Here is a 15,350-nt window from a genome sequence, read left to right as displayed (position 1 = left end):
ACTGGACCGTATGACAGAGCAGAGGCAACCCGCCGGAGACCACGGCGGGTTGCCTTCCGCTTTTAACCCATCCGGCGAGGCGCCGGAACGGCCTGAGGCACGACGGCGGCGTCCCCCTTTCCAAGGCTGGGGCACCGCTGTCTTCGGAGCGGTGGTGACGGCGGTCGCCGGGACGGCCCTGCACTCACAGATCCTGTATGCCGAGGACGCCAGCTATCCGTGGGGAGCCGCGGCGGCTCTGCTGTTTGCCCTGGCGGTGATGGTCTGGGCCGGGCTCAAGACGCGCAATGTGCTGATGGCCGGACTAACCGGTGTTCTCGCGTATGTCCTGGTTGGACTGATGGCTCTGGCACCGGGAACCGAGCCGCTGATTGTCACGGGGACGTCCGCCGCGGTGGAATTGCCGATTGCCGTGGCCGGCCGGATCTGGATGATCGGGCTGGTGCCGGCCACACTGGCGGCGATGCTGGTCTGCATCTGGGCGCTCAAACCACGGCGGGCGAAAGCCTGATTCCATGGCCTGACTCCGTCCGGCCGGGGCCTGGTGCGTCCGGCCGGAGGCCTCACTCTGTCCGGCGGCAGCAGAGCAGGTGGGGCGAAGGGCGTCAGTTGGCCGTTTGATCCAGATGGTGGGCCAGGAAGATTGAGGTTGCCGTGCCGTCCTCGTCGGCGGGCAGCAGCGCGTATTCCTCGAAGATCGCCCGGATCTTCGCCAGCATCTCGTTGCGGTGCGCGTCGTTGAGCTTGATGCCCATCCGCGTCGTTTCGATCTCGTCCGGGGCCAGGCCCTCGATCTCCTGCAGGAAGGTTTCCACCAACACAGGTGCCGCATCCGGCATCTTGGCGCCCCAGGACATCCGGGTGGCACGGTAGGGGACTTCCTTGGCGCCCCGGTTACCCTTGCGTGGTTCTTCGGCCTCGAGGAAGCCGGTGTTGAGCAGCGTGCGCACATGGTGCAGCGACGTGGCCGGATTCAGGCCGAGCAGCTCCGCGATTTCCTTGTTGGTCCGGGACCGGTGCAGGCAGAGCCGGAGAATGCGCAGCCTGACCGGTGAGCTGAGCGCCCGCCCGGTGGCTTGCAGGTCCTGATCCGTAGGCATGAATCCAGCATACGACACCTGCGGCAGAATGATTGACTTTCCCCAATCGCTGATCAAGACTTTGACGGTGACCGAGCCTCCTGCCCCGCATGCTGCCGGAGCCACCGCGGAAGCCGAAGATTCCGCGCCGCGGGAAGCACCGCCGTCGTTATGGCGGGACAGGAACTTCGCCGACTTCTGGTCCGCCCAAACCATCAGCCAATTCGGGGTCCAGCTCGGCCACCTGGCCATGCCGGTGCTGGCGGTGGTGATCCTTGGCGCCAGCGAATTCAATGTGGGCGTGCTCACTGCCAGTGCCACCGCAGCGTTCCTGCTGATCGGGCTGCCGGCAGGAGCGTGGGTTGACCGCTGGCTCAAGCGGCGGGTCATGATCACGGCGGATCTGGTGCGGGCCGCCGCCATGCTGTCCGTACCGCTGCTGTGGTGGATGGACCTGCTGCAGATGTGGCATTTGTACGCGGTGGCGGGAGTGCTGGGCGTGGCCACCGTGTTCTTCGATGTGGCCTACCAGAGCTATGTGCCGGTGCTGGTCCGCAACGATCAGGTCCCGGGTGCCAATTCGAAGCTGGAGAGCACCGCCCAGTTGGCGAGGATGGCCGGGCCGGCCGCCGGAGGTGGCCTGCTGCAGGTGATCGCCGCACCGCTGCTGTTCCTGGCGGACACCGTGGGCTATCTCTTCTCGGCGCTGTTCCTGGCCCGAACCCGGGACCGCGAAGTGCCTGCGCCCAGGCACCAGCGGCGACCGCTGGCCGTCGAAATCAAGGAAGGGCTCGGCTTCGTGCTGCGGCATCCGCTGATCAGCCGGATCGCTGCCTGCACGGGCCTCACGAATTTTTTTGCGGGCTTGGCCTCGACGTTGTTTCCCCTCCTGGTGCTCCGCGAGCTGGGCCTGGGGCCGGCCTCATTGGGGCTGGTCTATTCGGTGGCCGCGGCCGGGGGACTGCTGGGAGCGGTGGCGGCGCCCCGGTTGGCCCGGTTGACCGGCGAGGGAGCCCTGATTCCGCTGGCCAGCCTTGCGTCGGCAGTCTTCCTGATGGCAATGCCGTTGTCGGTGCTCATGCCGGACAACGCGTCGGCGCTGGTCCTGTTGATCGTCGGCGAGGCCGGCCTGTCCTTCTGCTCGCTGGTCTACAACGTGATGCAGGTGACGATGCGCCAGCGCGTATGCCCGCCCCGGCTGCGGGGAAGAATGAACGCCTCCATCCGCTTTGTGGTCTACGGGGTCTTGCCGCTGTCCGGGCTGCTGGCGGGCGTGCTGGGCCAATCTATCGGATTGGTGTCCACGCTGTGGATCGCCGCGGCCGGGACCTTTCTCGCGGCGGCGCCGGTGCTGTTCTCCCCGCTGTGGTCCCTGCGCCAACTGCCGGACAGCTACGAGGGCTGACGGCCCGCCCGAGGAGCCCGCCGCGGCGGTGCGGGCGGAACCTGCTTGGCCGCCGTCACCGCAGACAACTGAACGACGACGTCCCCGTGCCGCGCCGTCCTGACCGTGCAGGTGTCCGCATCCGCGGCCAGCAGTTCACCGAGCGCGTCCGTGAACCCGCCCTCTATCCGGTAGCGGACCACCACCCGCGTTCCCGGCGCGGCGAAGGCCAGGAACGCGACAGGGGCTGAAGGAGTAGCGGGTATCACGTGACCATCCTAGGGGCGCGGCCTCCGGCTGGGGAGATAATGGTCCCAAGCGATACGCTTGGGCTAACTGTTCAGAAAGGTGCTGACGGACGTGACGTACGTAATCGCACAGCCGTGCGTGGATGTAAAAGACAAGGCATGTATTGAAGAATGCCCGGTGGACTGTATCTATGAAGGTGAACGGTCCCTCTACATCCATCCGGATGAATGCGTCGACTGCGGAGCGTGCGAACCAGTATGCCCGGTGGAGGCAATCTACTACGAGGATGACACTCCCGAGGAGTGGGCCGACTACTACAAGGCGAATGTGGAGTTCTTCGACGACCTGGGTTCCCCGGGCGGTGCTGCCAAGCTGGGCAACACCCACAAGGACCACCCGCTGATCGCCGCGCTGCCGCCGCAGAACCAAGACTGAACTCGATGAGCTCTTTCGGCTTGCAGCTGCCGGAGTACCCGTGGGATGCCATGGCGCCCTATGCGCAGAAGGCGGCAGAGCACCCCGGTGGCGCCGTGAATCTGTCCATCGGCACGCCGGTTGACCCTACCCCGGCCGTCATCCGCGAGGCCTTGACCGCCGCCGCCGACGCCCCGGGCTACCCGACCACGCACGGCACCGCCGATCTGCGTGCAGCGGTAGCTGACTGGTTTGCCCGCCGCCGCAATGTTCCCGGCATGGACCCGGAGGCGGTCATGCCCACCGTCGGTTCCAAGGAACTCGTTGCGTGGTTGCCCACCCTGCTGGGGCTCGGCGAGGGCGACGTGGTGGTGCGGCCCGTCGTCGCGTATCCCACCTATGACATGGGCGCCATCCTGGCCGGCGCCACCCCGGTGGCTGCCGACAGCCTGGCGGACCTGGACGCTCAGACCCGCAGCCGGGTGAAGCTGGTGTGGGTCAACTCGCCGGGAAACCCCACCGGCATCGTCCGGGACCAGGACGAACTGCGTGCCCTCGTCGAGGACGCCCGGACGCTGGGCGCCGTCGTCGCCTCCGACGAATGCTATGCGGAACTGGGCTGGGGGAGTTGGGACACCGCGCGCGGCGGACGGACCGTTCCCAGCGTGCTGGATCCCGTTGTAGCGCAGGGTTCGCATGAGGGCCTGCTGTGCACCTATTCGCTCAGCAAGCAATCGAACCTCGCCGGCTACCGGGCGGCCTTCCTGGCCGGGGACCCGGAGTTGATGCGCAATCTGATCAACAGCCGCAAGCACGCGGGCATGATTGTGCCGTTCCCGGTGCAGGCCGCGATGCGTGCGGCGCTGCAGGACGATGTACACGTGCAGGAGCAAAAGAACCTGTACCGGGGCCGGCGGGAGCGCCTGCTGCCGGCGCTGGAGAAGTTCGGCCTGGAGATCCACCATTCCGAGGCCGGGCTGTACCTCTGGGGAACTGCGGGTGAAGATACGTGGACAACCGTGGGCCGTTTTGCCGAACTGGGCATTGTGATCGGCCCCGGGGTGTTCTATGGCGACGCCGGGAACGGCTACGTCCGAGTGGCGCTGACCGGCAGCGATGAACGGATCGACGCCGCCGTCGAACGGCTTTCCTGACCCCGCGAAGATGGCCGCTGACTGTGGATACGAACAAAAATGTGAGTCGCGGATTAGATATATCGGTGACTGTGCGGGTAGCGTTTTACCCGAGTATGTGCATGCTCAGAGCCACAAGCGCCCGGCGTGCCGTTAGCTTCCAAACCTCCTGAAGGGGACTCAATGACTGAGCAGACCGGTGCCACGCTGCACTTTGCCGGCGGCGAACTCGAACTTCCGCGGCTCAAGGCCGCCGAAGGCAATGACGGTTATGACGTATCCAAACTGCTGAAGCAGACGGGCGCGGTCACCTTCGACCCGGGGTTCATGAACACCGCGGCGACCACCTCCGCCATCACCTACATCGACGGCGACGCCGGCGTGCTCCGCTACCGCGGCTACCCGATCGAGCAGCTTGCCGAGCACTCGTCCTTCCTGGAAGTTTCCTACCTGCTGATCTACGGCGAACTGCCGACGCCCACGGAGTTGGAAACCTTCGACCACAAGATCCGCCGGCACACGCTGCTGCATGAGGAGCTCAAAGGGTTCTTCGGTGGCTTCCCGCGCGACGCCCACCCGATGCCGGTGCTGTCCTCCGCCGTCAGCGCGCTGTCCACCTTCTACCAGGACTCGCTGGATCCGTTTGATGACGAGCAGGTGGAACTGTCCACCATCCGCCTGATGGCCAAGCTGCCGGTGATCGCCGCGTACGCGCATAAGAAGTCGATCGGCCAGGCGCTGCTGTACCCGGACAACTCCATGAACCTGGTGGAGAACTACCTGCGGCTCAGCTTCGGTCTGCCGGCCGAGCCCTATGAGCTGGACCCCACCGTGGTCAAGGCGCTGGACCTGCTGCTGATCCTGCACGCAGACCACGAGCAGAACTGCTCCACGTCCACCGTGCGCCTGGTGGGCAGCTCGAACGCCAATATGTTCGCTTCCGTCTCCGCAGGCATCAACGCCCTGTTCGGCCCGCTGCACGGCGGCGCCAACGAGGCCGTGCTGAACATGCTCCGCCAGATCCAGGCCAGCGGCCAGGAACCGGAGCAGTTCATGGAGAAGGTCAAGAACAAGGAAGAAGGCGTGCGCCTGATGGGCTTCGGGCACCGCGTCTACAAGAACTACGATCCGCGCGCCCGCCTAGTGAAAGCCACGGCGCACGAGATCCTGGGCAAGCTCGGCGGCAACGATGAGCTGCTGGACATCGCCATGCGCCTGGAAGAGAAGGCGCTGGCGGATGACTACTTCATCGAGCGCAAGCTGTACCCGAACGTGGACTTCTACACCGGCCTGATCTACAAGGCCATGGGCTTCCCGGAGAAGATGTTCACCGTGCTGTTCGCCATCGGCCGCCTGCCGGGCTGGATTGCCCAGTGGCGCGAGATGATCAAGGATCCGCAGACCAAGATCGGCCGCCCGCGCCAGCTGTACACGGGCTCCCAGGAGCGCCAGTACCCGGCCCGCTAAACCCGGTGGTCGACCAAGCGAGCGCCAGCGAGCGCGTGGAGACCATGCCGTAACGTCGACGGCCCCTGGAGCAATCCAGGGGCCGTCGGCATATCCCAAGGAGCGGGGACGCGCGGCCCGGTCTCCACGCGGCCGGGTCTCCACGCGGCCGGGTCTCCACGCGGCCGCAAGCGGCCTTGGTCGACCACCGGCCCCTGGAGCAATCCGGGGGCCGTCTGCATATCCAAAAGGAGCGGGGACGCGCGGCCCGGTCTCCACGGGGCCGGGTCTCCACGCGGCCGCAAGCGGCCTTGGTCGACCACCGGCCCCTGGAGCAATCCGGGGGCCGTCTGCTCCACCTACCCGATCAGCTGGCGTAGCCGTTGGGGTTGTTCTTTTGCCAGCGCCAATGGTCCTCGCACATCTGCTCCAGCGTCTTCGCGGCGGACCAGCCGAGTTCAGCCAGCGCGGCAGAGGGATCGGCGTAGCTGACGGCGGCGTCGCCGGGGCGGCGGTCGGTCAGCTCGTAGGGGATGTCGAATCCGGCGGCCTTGCCGAATGCGGCAAGCACCTCCAGCACGGACGATCCCTTGCCGGTGCCTAGGTTCCAGCGGCGCACTCCGGACCGTTGCGCGATGAAGTCCAGTGCCGCCAAGTGGCCGGCGGCCAGGTCCATCACGTGGATGTAATCGCGCACACCGGTGCCATCCGGCGTCGGGTAATCGCTGCCGAACACCCGGACCTTGTCCCGGCGTCCCACGGCCACCTGGGCCACGAACGGCAGCAGGTTGTTCGGTACACCGGTGGGATCTTCGCCGATCAGGCCGGACTCGTGGGCGCCCACCGGATTGAAGTAGCGCAGCAGGGCCACGTGCCAGCGCGGGTCGGAGGCGCCCAGATCGGACAGGATGTCCTCGATCTGCTCCTTGGTCCGGCCATAGGGGTTGATGGCGTCCAGCGGCAACTTTTCGGTCAGCGGGACTTCCTCGGTGGAACCGTACACCGTGGCAGAGGAGCTGAAGACAATGGTGCGGACGTTGTGGGCATCCATCGCCCGGAGCAGGTTCAGCGTTCCGCCCACATTGTTGTGGTAGTAATACAGCGGTTTCTCAACGGACTCGCCCACGGCCTTCAGCCCGGCGAAGTGGATCACGGCGTCGACGTCTTCGGCCCCCAGCACCCGGTCCAACGCGGACTCTTCCAGGAGATCGGCCTGGTAGAACCGTGCTTCCCTGCCCGACAGCTGCTGGACCCGGCGCAGCGATTCTTCGCTGGAATTGGCCAGATTGTCGAGCACGACCACGTCATGGCCAGCCTCCAGCAGAGCGAGGGTGGTATGCGAGCCGATGAAGCCGGTTCCTCCGGTGACCAAAATTCTCATGCCTATCAGCTTAGTAGCTGGCCCACGTTCCCCCGGCCGGATCCGCTGCAGGGCCCAGTAGAGCGGCTGGACAGCAAGGTCTAGAGTTGAGCTACCGGCAGCAGCGGAATCCCGTGCAGTAGACCGCAGCGGGAGCATTACGGCTGCGCTGCTCTCGCCCTACGAGCGAAAGGATGCGGACCGGATGCACCTCACAGGTGGACCGGGGTGGCGGGTTACCGCCGACACCTCTGGGCATATGCTGCTGGCCCTGTATCTTCGAGACGTCGCCGACCTTGAGGGAGCCGGATCACCGGCGGTCTCGCCGGTGTTGCCCGCCGTCCGCACTGCCGATCCACGCCAACTGACCGCGCACGTCGGCGGTCCCTCCGCGTTGCGGGGCGAGTGGGAGGAATGGTGGGAGGACCTGGTCCGGGAGCGCCCGGGAAACGCCGCCAAACTTACGCCGCCATCGTTTCCCGCCTTTGCCAACAGCCCGGCCTTGCAGCGGCTCCTTCAGGCCCACTTCGGCGCAGCGATGAGTTGGTCACGGGCCAGGATGGCCGAGTACGGAGAGCTGGCGCAGGAGCGTGAAGCCAAGGGCAAATCAGAGCTGGTTCGCGAACTCGTCCAGGACCGGGAGATGGAACTGGGGCGTGCGGCGCGGTCCTTCGAGTTGAAGCTGATCGAGCTACCGCTGTGCGAGCCCCGTGCCTGGTTCGTGGAGCCGGACCGCATCCTCATGTCCCAGACGCTGATGGACGACGAGTCCACCTTCCGCAGCTACGTGCAGCCGATTGTTGAGCTCATGGTTTAGCTCCGTCCGAACGGTTCAAACTTCGGTGCCCTGCGCCACGGTCATCACCACGTAACCGGTGGCGGTATCGGCGGCGACCCACGCGCCGTCGTCGCGCTGCCAGCTCAAGCCCGCATAGGCGACCGACTCCAGGTCGAGCTGCTTCGCGGACGCGACTGCCCACTGGGCAACGGCCCAACCTCGTTGATCGGTGGCGGCCACCCGGAGTTCGCGTCCGGCAACGGCCATGTCCAAACCGGGGTGCACGGCAGCCAGCTGCGCCAGCACCGCACTCGGGTCCCCGGTCGCCTCGGCTTCCTTAAGCACGCAGTTCAAAGCGGCAGGGGAGTGGCCGGTCAGCGCCGAAGCAAAGGCCTTGGCCTCGGCCTCATGGTCCGCATAGGCGAGGGGATAGGCGCTGCGCTGAACCGTCTGGGCGGCGTCGGTCACCGGCATCGACTCATAATCCGGAACCTTTTCGAGCACCTCGTAGAACTTGTTCGCCGCATACACCGGATCCTGTACCTGCTCTTCGGTGCCCCAGCCCTGCGACGGCCGCTGCTGGAACAACCCGCGGGAGTCCGGGCCGGCCGTATCGCCATAGTCGATATTGCGCAGCTTGGACTCCTGGATGGCCGTCGCCAGGGCAATCGACGCGGCCCGCGCGGGCAGCCCACGCTCGATGGAGACTCCGGAGATCAGCGCGGCATTCGCAGCCTGGTCCGGTGCCAGTTCAAAGGTGTCCGAGCCAACCACGGCGGTGCACCGCTCCCTGACCAGGGTCTGGCTCCGGTCAATGACGGTGGCGGCAAAGTAGACGCCGACGCCGACCAGGGCCAGCAGCACGATCAGGCTGACCAGACTTCGTCTCCGGCGTATGCGTGCTGCCCTGGACATGGCGGTGGCGTGGGAATGCGGCTAGTTGGCGTGCAGGACGGCGTTGAGTTCGACGCTCTGCCCCTTGCGCGGCAGGACTTCCACCGCGCCGCTGGTGGAGTTGCGGCGGAACAGCAGACTGGACAGGCCGGACAGCTCGACGGCCTTGACCTGGCGATGGTCCCCGCTGGCTACGTCGAGAAGGCTGACCCGGGTGCCGGCGGTAACGTACAGGCCGGCCTCGACAACGCAATCGTCGCCGATGCTGATGCCGACGCCGGAGTTGGCACCCAGCAAGACACGCTCACCGATGCTGATTCGTTCTTTGCCGCCGCCGGAGAGGGTGCCCATGATCGAGGCGCCGCCGCCGACGTCGGAACCGTCCGCCACGATGACACCCGCAGAGATGCGGCCTTCCACCATGGACGTGCCCAGCGTGCCGGCGTTGAAGTTGACGAAGCCCTCATGCATCACGGTGGTGCCGGCGGCCAAATGCGCGCCCAGCCGGACGCGGTCGGCATCGGCAATGCGCACGCCGGAAGGGACCACGTAATCAACCATGCGGGGGAACTTGTCCACGCCGTACACAGTCACCGGCCCGCGGCGGCGCAAACGGCGGCGAACTGATTCGAAGCCTTCCACGGCGCAGGGACCGAAATTGGTCCACACCACATTGGCCAGCTGGCCGAAGACGCCGTCCATGTTCAGCGAGTTGGGTTCCACGAGGCGGTGGGAGAGCAGGTGCAGGCGAAGGTAGGCATCCGCCGTGTCCGCCGGAGGAGCGTCCAGGTCGATGCTGCGACTGAGGACCTCAAGATGGGTGCCGCGGTCGGCGTCGGCGCCGTCAGCGGCATCGGCCGCCAGATCGGCTTCGGCCTCCTGGGCCGCCGGCGGGGTGCCCAAGGCCGGGGCTGGATACCAGACATCCAGGACGGTGCCGGCGTCGGTGACGGTGGCCAAGCCGGTGCCATAGGCGGTGCGGGGCGCGGTTACAGCCGTGGTGCTCTCAGTCATGGTTTCAAGTCTACCGAGCGCGCTTGGCGCCTTCGGTACGTTGAGGGCACCGCGGGTCGGCTGGCTAAGCTGGGGAAGTGACTTCTACCATCGCCCTGGACCTGACCGCCGACGTCGCCGACCTGACGGCCTCGCTGATCGACATTAACAGCGTTTCCGGGAACGAAACGGTATTGGCCGACGCCGTCGAGGACGCCTTGCGCGCCCTGCCCCATCTGGACGTGGTCAGGGATGGCGACGCCATTGTGGCCCGCACGCAGTTGCGGAGGAAGGAACGGGTCATCCTGGCCGGGCATCTGGACACCGTGCCGCTGCCGACCACTGCCGGCTCCCGCGGTACCGTGCCGTCGGCCTGGGACGGGACTGTGCTCTACGGGCGGGGCGCTACCGACATGAAGGGCGGAGTGGCCGTGCAATTAGCCTTGGCCGCCGAGCTGACCGCGCCGGCCCGCGATGTCACCTACGTGTTCTACGATCACGAGGAAGTTGAAGCATCACTGAGCGGGCTGGGCCGGTTGGTGCGCAACCACCCGCAGTTGCTGCAGGGCGACTTCGCCATCCTGCTGGAACCAACCGACGGAACGGTGGAAGGAGGCTGCAACGGCACCGCCCGGTTCGAGGTCGGCACCGTCGGGCAAGCAGCCCATTCCGCACGGGCGTGGATGGGGGTCAACGCCATTCACGCTGCGGCGGAGATCCTGGTCCGGCTCCGCGACCATGAACCGGCCACTGTGACGGTGGACGGGCTGGACTACCGCGAGAGCCTGAACGCCGTGAAGATCAATGGCGGCACGGCCGGAAATGTCATCCCGGATGGCACCACGGTGGAAATCAACTATCGGTTTGCCCCCGATAAGTCGCCCGAGGACGCCGAGCAGTATGTGCGCAATCTGCTGGATGGCTTCTCCGTGGTGCGCACCGATGCTGCGGCAGGGGCCCGCCCCGGCCTGAACCACCCCGCCGCCGCCGACTTTGTTGCCGCCGTGGGGGCGGAGCCGAAGCCCAAATACGGCTGGACCGACGTGGCACGGTTCAGCGAGCTGGGCATTCCGGCGGTGAATTTCGGCCCCGGCGACGCACTGCTGGCCCATACCGAAAACGAACATGTGCCGGCGGAGGCCATCCGTCAGTGTCTGGCCGCGCTCCGGCGCTGGCTGGCTGACTGACTTTGTGGCCGGATCCGTAGGATCAGGCTGCCGACCTAACGGTGAAGGGGAGGATGCGCAGGCATCCTCCCCTTCCTTGTCCCGCTTTCCGTCCGAGATCAGATCTTGGTGGCCATCGGCTGGGTGGTCAGCGGCTTGGTTTCGCCCGCCGTCCGGCTGCTCAGGAACCTGGACAACCAGTTTGCCAACCACGACAGGGCAAAGTTGATGATGATGAAGAGGACAGCAGCTACTGTCAGCGCCTGCAGAATCGGCCCGGCGGAACCGTAGATCTGCAGAGACCGCAGCAGTTCCGCGTAGGTGATGATGTAACCGAGGGCGGAGTCCTTCAAGATCACCACGAACTGGCTGACCAGGGCCGGCAGCATGGCCACGAGCGCCTGCGGCAGTTCGATGTTCCGCAACGACTGGCTCCGCGTCATGCCGATGGCCATGCCGGCCTCGCGCTGGCCCTTGGGCAGGCCGAACACACCCGAACGGACCAGTTCGGCGATGACCGAACCGTTGTACAGCGTCAACGCCACCACGACGGCGTAGAACGGAATGTCAGCCGGTGTGCCAATCTGCAGCTGTCCAAACAGCAGATAGAAGAAAATCATCATCAGCAGCACGGGGACGGCCCGCAGGAATTCGACAATCACGCCGCAGATCCGGCGGAGCGTGGCGTTCGCGGCGAGCCGGCCCACGCCAAAGAGCAGTCCGAAGATGACCGAGGTGACAATGGCCACCGCGGCGGCCTTAAAGGTATTCATCAGGCCCGGCAGAATGGTGAACTGCCAGACTTCGGCGGTCAGGAAGGGGCTCCACAGTTCGGGTGCCAATTGACCTTTGTCGCTGAGACCCTTCAGCACAAAGAACGCTGCGGCTAGGAAAATGACGATTCCGAGGATGTTGGTTCCCAAGATCCGTGCCCTGGCCTTGGGGCCGGGCGCATCGAAGAGGACGCTTTGCTTGACGCTCATCGTGCCACCGCCAGTTTCGTCGAGAGCCATGTGGTCAGCAGGCCGATCGGTATCACGATGAGAACGAAACCGGCGGCAAAGGTGGCGAAAATAGCCAGAATGACGTCGGGCCGGAACTCAATCATGGTCTTCATCAGGCCGGCGGCTTCGGGGACCGAGGCCGCTGCTGCCACGGTGGTGTTTTTGGTCAGGGCGATCAGCGTGTTGCCAAGTGGGGCAATGGCTCCGCGGAAGGCCTGCGGCAGGATGATGATCCTGGCCGCCGGCAGGAAGCTGAGGCCGATGGCACGTGCCGCTTCGGCCTGGCCCAGCGGCACGGTATTGACACCGCTGCGGATGGCTTCGCAGACGAAGGCGGCGTGGTAGACGGTCAAGCCGACAACGGCCCAGAGGAAGAAGTTGAAGTTGAAGTCGCTTGAGAGGTTGATTTGCAGCTGGAACACGAGGACCAAGATGCAGAAGGTCATGATGATGGTCAGCGGCGTGTTGCGGAAAATATTGACGTATGCAGAACCTACCCATTGAAAGCTGGGCACGGGAGAGATACGCATCAGCGCCAGGACAGTGCCCAGGACCGCGGAGCCCAGTGCGGCCCAGAACGCGAGCTGGATATTGACCCAGAAGGCTCCGACGACGTCATAGCTCTCCAGCGCCGTCAGAAAGCTCTGGAAATACTCGGACAAACTGTCCATCCCCTTTCGGTGGGAAGAGGCGTGTCATGCTGTGGGGCGGGAATGCCCCGCCCCACAGCAGTTCTGGCTAGGCGCAGGCTTCGCCCGGCTTCGGCGGGTTCAGCTTGGTGTTGTAGGAGTAGTCGACGCCCTCTGTGTTCTTCTTCAGGGCCTCTTCCCACGAGCCGTCTTCGACCATCTTGTTGATCGCGGCGTTGATATCGGCGCACTTGTCGGTGCCCTTCGGCAGACCGACGCCGTAGTTCTCCTCGGAGAACGGGTTGCCGACCACCTTGTACTTGCCGGCATTGTTCGGCTGCGCGGCCAGGCCGGCCAGGATGATGTCGTCGGTGGTCACCGCGTCGATCTGGCCGCCCTGCATGGCGGTGACGCATTCTGCGTAGCTGGGCCGCTCGACCAGGTTCACGTTGGAGGCGTGCTCGTCCTTGATCCGCTGGGCCGAGGTGGAGCCGGTCACCGAGCAGAGGTTCTTGCCGTTGAGCGAGTCCGGGCCGGTGATGGAAGTGTCGTCCGCACGGACCAGCAGATCCTGGCCGGCCACGAAGTACGGGCCGGCGAAATCGACAGTCTTCTTCCGCTCATCGGTGATGGAGTAGGTCGCGAAGATCATGTCCACCTGATTGTTGGCGAGCATGTTTTCGCGGTTGGCCGAGGGCGACTCGACGAATTCGATCTGGCCCTCGGAGTAGCCCAGCTCGTTGGCCACGTACTTGGCTACGTCCACGTCGAAGCCGCTGAACTGGCCGCCTGAGGAAAAGCCCAGGCCCGGCTGGTCGTACTTGATGCCGATGCGGACCTTCTCGCCGCCGCCGCTGCCGCCGGACGCTTCTCCGCCGCCTTCGGTGCCGCCGCCGCCACAGGCGGACAGCACGAGCGCGGCTCCGGCCGCCATCGCAGCCAATCCGTAACGAGTCTTTCGCATGTCTTCTCCTTGCGTTTGTCGACCCTCCTTGGGCGGAGGGCCAGGTGTGTAAGGGGTCTTAGTGTTCGAGAATCTTGCCCAGGAAGTCCTTGGCCCGGTCGCTCTTCGGGTTGGTGAAGAATTCTTCCGGCGTGGCCTGCTCCACGATCCTGCCGTCGGCCATGAAAATCACCCGGTCCGCCGCCTTGCGCGCGAAGCCCATCTCATGCGTCACCACGATCATGGTCATGCCCTCCTTGGCCAACTGCACCATGGTGTCCAGCACTTCGTTGATCATTTCCGGATCAAGCGCGGAGGTGGGCTCGTCGAAGAGCATCACCTTGGGCTTCATGGCCAGCGCCCGGGCGATCGCCACGCGCTGTTGCTGGCCGCCGGAGAGCTGAGCCGGCAGCTTCTGCGACTGGTTGGCCACGCCCACCCGCTGCAGTAGGCTCATCGCCAGTTCCTTGGCCTCGGATGGCTTCATCCCCTTGACCTTGATCGGGCCCAGAGTCACGTTCTCCAGAATCGATTTGTGGGCAAAGAGGTTGAACGACTGGAAGACCATCCCGACGTCGGCGCGCAGTTTGGCCAGAGCCTTGCCTTCGGCCGGCAGCTTGGTGCCGTCGACGAGGATCTCGCCGTCGTCGATGGTTTCCAAGCGGTTGATCGCCCGGCAGAGGGTGGACTTGCCCGAGCCGGACGGCCCGATCACCACCACCACTTCGCCTTTGGTGACTTCCAGGTTGATGTCCTGCAGCACGTGGAGGGCACCGAAGTGCTTATTCACGTTCTTCAAGGAGACCAGCGGCTGACCCGTCGGGGTGGCAGACCTGGCTCCGGTTGCCGCCGCCGGAGCAGCAGGCGGCGTTTCACTATGCGATTCGTCACTGGTCATGGAACGAATCTAGCGAAAGATTCCCTTCAAGCAATGCATTAGCGACCGGACGGTCGGAATTGTGATTCAAGAGCAACCTGCCCAGGGAGGGCCAAAAACGCCGAATCCTTAGCCGAATCGATGGAAAAACCGCCCCGGACGGCCGCCGAATCTGTAGCCTTGGGAAATGACAAACCAGCAAGATGTTCCGCTGCCGTCCCAACGCCCCGGCGCTCCGAAGATCCGTTTCAAGGGACCGGTGGAACTGCGGCGCGGCCAAGCGGACATCCCGCAGGCCGATCAGTATCTGTTGGATACCAAGGACCGGGCGGAATTCACGCATACGGATCCCTGGCGGGTGCTGCGGATCCAGAGCGAATTCGTGGAAGGCTTCGGCACCTTGGCCGATCTTGGCCCGGCGATCAGCGTCTTCGGCTCCGCCCGCACCAAGTCGGGCAGCAAGCATTACGCCATTGCGGAAGAGATTGGGCGTTTACTGGTCCGGCAGAACTTCGCCGTCATTACCGGCGGCGGTCCCGGTTCGATGGAAGCGGCCAACAAGGGGGCCAGCGAGGCCGGTGGCGTCTCCGTGGGACTGGGCATTGAGTTGCCGTTTGAGCAAGGGCTGAATAACTGGGTGGATCTGGGTATCAATTTCCGGTACTTTTTCGCCCGCAAGACCATGTTCGTCAAGTACGCTCAGGGGTTCATTGTGCTGCCCGGCGGCCTGGGCACCTTGGACGAACTGTTCGAGGCGATGGTGCTGGTCCAGACCAAGAAGGTGACGTCCTTCCCGATTGTGCTCGTTGGCACCGCTTTCTGGTCGCCGCTGATCGACTGGATCCGGAACACCCTGCTGACCGAGACCATGATCGCGGAGGTCGACCTGGACCTGATCAGCGTGGTGGACACGGCCGAGGAAGCGGTCCAACAGATCGTCTCCGGGTTGTCTGCCCGCACCGGTTTCTAAGCCCGCGGCGCACGCACTCTGGCACGATGGT

The 15,350-nt window shown here is 65.1% G+C and carries 17 protein-coding genes; 8 read left to right on the top strand and 9 right to left on the bottom strand.

Features of this window, described 5'->3' with window-relative positions:
* The first annotated feature begins 10 nt into the window (after positions 1–10).
* A complete protein-coding gene (locus tag ACWF5H_RS14615) occupies positions 11–511 on the top strand; it encodes a hypothetical protein (RefSeq protein WP_452037690.1) in 501 nt (166 codons plus the stop codon).
* A 94-nt stretch (positions 512–605) separates the two neighbouring features.
* Here ACWF5H_RS14615 and ACWF5H_RS14610 read toward each other — a convergent pair whose 3' ends face one another.
* A complete protein-coding gene (locus ACWF5H_RS14610) occupies positions 606–1,100 on the bottom strand; it encodes an ArsR/SmtB family transcription factor (RefSeq protein WP_364648088.1) in 495 nt (164 codons plus the stop codon).
* Positions 1,101–1,167: 67 nt separating this feature from the next.
* Between ACWF5H_RS14610 and ACWF5H_RS14605 the strand changes: the two genes are divergently transcribed.
* On the top strand, positions 1,168–2,484 hold the full coding sequence (locus tag ACWF5H_RS14605) for an MFS transporter (RefSeq protein ID WP_452037689.1): 1,317 nt from the start codon (positions 1,168–1,170) through the stop codon (positions 2,482–2,484).
* Here the strand turns inward: ACWF5H_RS14605 and ACWF5H_RS14600 are convergent.
* On the bottom strand, positions 2,472–2,732 hold the full coding sequence (locus ACWF5H_RS14600) for a putative acetyltransferase (protein ID WP_452037688.1): 261 nt from the start codon (positions 2,730–2,732) through the stop codon (positions 2,472–2,474). The genes ACWF5H_RS14605 and ACWF5H_RS14600 overlap by 13 nt on opposite strands.
* A gap of 91 nt (positions 2,733–2,823) precedes the next feature.
* Here ACWF5H_RS14600 and fdxA point away from each other — a divergent pair, with 91 nt between their 5' ends.
* From fdxA to ACWF5H_RS14585, 3 genes are all read left to right on the top strand, one after another.
* A complete protein-coding gene (gene fdxA, locus ACWF5H_RS14595) occupies positions 2,824–3,147 on the top strand; it encodes a ferredoxin (protein WP_127511272.1) in 324 nt (107 codons plus the stop codon).
* A gap of 5 nt (positions 3,148–3,152) precedes the next feature.
* The gene (gene dapC, locus ACWF5H_RS14590) at positions 3,153–4,280 is read left to right on the top strand and encodes a succinyldiaminopimelate transaminase (protein ID WP_452037686.1); all 1,128 of its coding nucleotides are present in this window, start codon (positions 3,153–3,155) and stop codon (positions 4,278–4,280) included.
* Between the two features lie 162 nt (positions 4,281–4,442).
* The gene (locus ACWF5H_RS14585) at positions 4,443–5,726 is read left to right on the top strand and encodes a citrate synthase (RefSeq protein ID WP_452037685.1); all 1,284 of its coding nucleotides are present in this window, start codon (positions 4,443–4,445) and stop codon (positions 5,724–5,726) included.
* Between the two features lie 346 nt (positions 5,727–6,072).
* Here ACWF5H_RS14585 and galE read toward each other — a convergent pair whose 3' ends face one another.
* On the bottom strand, positions 6,073–7,086 hold the full coding sequence (galE, locus tag ACWF5H_RS14580) for a UDP-glucose 4-epimerase GalE (RefSeq protein ID WP_452037684.1): 1,014 nt from the start codon (positions 7,084–7,086) through the stop codon (positions 6,073–6,075).
* A gap of 184 nt (positions 7,087–7,270) precedes the next feature.
* Between galE and ACWF5H_RS14575 the strand changes: the two genes are divergently transcribed.
* Entirely contained in the window at positions 7,271–7,882 is a 612-nt protein-coding gene (locus ACWF5H_RS14575) for a hypothetical protein (protein WP_452037683.1), read from the top strand.
* Positions 7,883–7,897: 15 nt separating this feature from the next.
* On the opposite strand, the gene ACWF5H_RS14570 is transcribed toward ACWF5H_RS14575, so the two are convergent.
* Positions 7,898–8,758, bottom strand: coding sequence for a hypothetical protein (locus ACWF5H_RS14570; RefSeq protein WP_452037682.1), 861 nt, complete (start codon positions 8,756–8,758; stop codon positions 7,898–7,900).
* A gap of 21 nt (positions 8,759–8,779) precedes the next feature.
* Positions 8,780–9,751: a 2,3,4,5-tetrahydropyridine-2,6-dicarboxylate N-succinyltransferase gene (gene dapD / locus ACWF5H_RS14565; RefSeq protein ID WP_452037680.1), complete on the bottom strand. Its 972-nt coding sequence runs from the start codon at positions 9,749–9,751 to the stop codon at positions 8,780–8,782.
* A 77-nt stretch (positions 9,752–9,828) separates the two neighbouring features.
* Between dapD and dapE the strand changes: the two genes are divergently transcribed.
* The gene (gene dapE, locus ACWF5H_RS14560) at positions 9,829–10,917 is read left to right on the top strand and encodes a succinyl-diaminopimelate desuccinylase (RefSeq protein ID WP_452037679.1); all 1,089 of its coding nucleotides are present in this window, start codon (positions 9,829–9,831) and stop codon (positions 10,915–10,917) included.
* 98 nt (positions 10,918–11,015) lie between these two features.
* On the opposite strand, the gene ACWF5H_RS14555 is transcribed toward dapE, so the two are convergent.
* The 4 genes from ACWF5H_RS14555 to ACWF5H_RS14540 all read right to left on the bottom strand — a co-directional run bounded on the left by ACWF5H_RS14555 (position 11,016) and on the right by ACWF5H_RS14540 (position 14,370).
* Positions 11,016–11,879 (bottom strand): amino acid ABC transporter permease, encoded by an 864-nt coding sequence (locus ACWF5H_RS14555; RefSeq protein WP_452037678.1) that lies wholly within the window; start codon positions 11,877–11,879, stop codon positions 11,016–11,018.
* A complete protein-coding gene (locus ACWF5H_RS14550; protein WP_364648120.1) occupies positions 11,876–12,571 on the bottom strand; it encodes an amino acid ABC transporter permease in 696 nt (231 codons plus the stop codon). The genes ACWF5H_RS14555 and ACWF5H_RS14550 overlap by 4 nt, the downstream gene beginning before the upstream one ends.
* Before the next feature lie 67 nt (positions 12,572–12,638).
* Positions 12,639–13,493 (bottom strand): glutamate ABC transporter substrate-binding protein, encoded by an 855-nt coding sequence (locus tag ACWF5H_RS14545; protein WP_364648123.1) that lies wholly within the window; start codon positions 13,491–13,493, stop codon positions 12,639–12,641.
* Between the two features lie 58 nt (positions 13,494–13,551).
* Positions 13,552–14,370, bottom strand: a complete 819-nt coding sequence (locus tag ACWF5H_RS14540; protein ID WP_452037675.1) for an amino acid ABC transporter ATP-binding protein — start codon at positions 14,368–14,370, stop codon at positions 13,552–13,554.
* Between the two features lie 166 nt (positions 14,371–14,536).
* Here ACWF5H_RS14540 and ACWF5H_RS14535 point away from each other — a divergent pair, with 166 nt between their 5' ends.
* Positions 14,537–15,319 carry an LOG family protein gene (locus ACWF5H_RS14535; protein WP_364648126.1) on the top strand — a complete coding sequence of 261 codons (783 nt, stop codon included), beginning with the start codon at positions 14,537–14,539 and terminating at the stop codon, positions 15,317–15,319.
* The last annotated feature ends 31 nt before the right edge of the window (positions 15,320–15,350 follow it).

The sequence above is a fragment of the Arthrobacter sp. NPDC055138 genome, assembly GCF_053607305.1.
The sequence above is the reverse complement of the archived record's forward strand: the minus strand, read 5'-3'. Positions and strand labels throughout refer to the sequence as shown.

Excerpts from the sequence above, each read along its gene's own strand:
- ACWF5H_RS14615 (WP_452037690.1), top strand. The coding sequence starts at position 11 with ATGACAGAGCAGAGGCAACCCGCCGGAGACCACGGCGGGTTGCCTTCC.
- ACWF5H_RS14610 (WP_364648088.1), bottom strand. The coding sequence starts at position 1,100 with ATGCCTACGGATCAGGACCTGCAAGCCACCGGGCGGGCGCTCAGCTCA.
- dapC (WP_452037686.1), top strand. The coding sequence starts at position 3,153 with ATGAGCTCTTTCGGCTTGCAGCTGCCGGAGTACCCGTGGGATGCCATG.
- ACWF5H_RS14585 (WP_452037685.1), top strand. The coding sequence starts at position 4,443 with ATGACTGAGCAGACCGGTGCCACGCTGCACTTTGCCGGCGGCGAACTC.
- galE (WP_452037684.1), bottom strand. The coding sequence starts at position 7,086 with ATGAGAATTTTGGTCACCGGAGGAACCGGCTTCATCGGCTCGCATACC.
- ACWF5H_RS14575 (WP_452037683.1), top strand. The coding sequence starts at position 7,271 with ATGCACCTCACAGGTGGACCGGGGTGGCGGGTTACCGCCGACACCTCT.
- ACWF5H_RS14570 (WP_452037682.1), bottom strand. The coding sequence starts at position 8,758 with ATGTCCAGGGCAGCACGCATACGCCGGAGACGAAGTCTGGTCAGCCTG.
- dapD (WP_452037680.1), bottom strand. The coding sequence starts at position 9,751 with ATGACTGAGAGCACCACGGCTGTAACCGCGCCCCGCACCGCCTATGGC.
- ACWF5H_RS14555 (WP_452037678.1), bottom strand. The coding sequence starts at position 11,879 with ATGAGCGTCAAGCAAAGCGTCCTCTTCGATGCGCCCGGCCCCAAGGCC.
- ACWF5H_RS14550 (WP_364648120.1), bottom strand. The coding sequence starts at position 12,571 with ATGGACAGTTTGTCCGAGTATTTCCAGAGCTTTCTGACGGCGCTGGAG.
- ACWF5H_RS14545 (WP_364648123.1), bottom strand. The coding sequence starts at position 13,493 with ATGCGAAAGACTCGTTACGGATTGGCTGCGATGGCGGCCGGAGCCGCG.
- ACWF5H_RS14540 (WP_452037675.1), bottom strand. The coding sequence starts at position 14,370 with ATGACCAGTGACGAATCGCATAGTGAAACGCCGCCTGCTGCTCCGGCG.
- ACWF5H_RS14535 (WP_364648126.1), top strand. The coding sequence starts at position 14,537 with ATGACAAACCAGCAAGATGTTCCGCTGCCGTCCCAACGCCCCGGCGCT.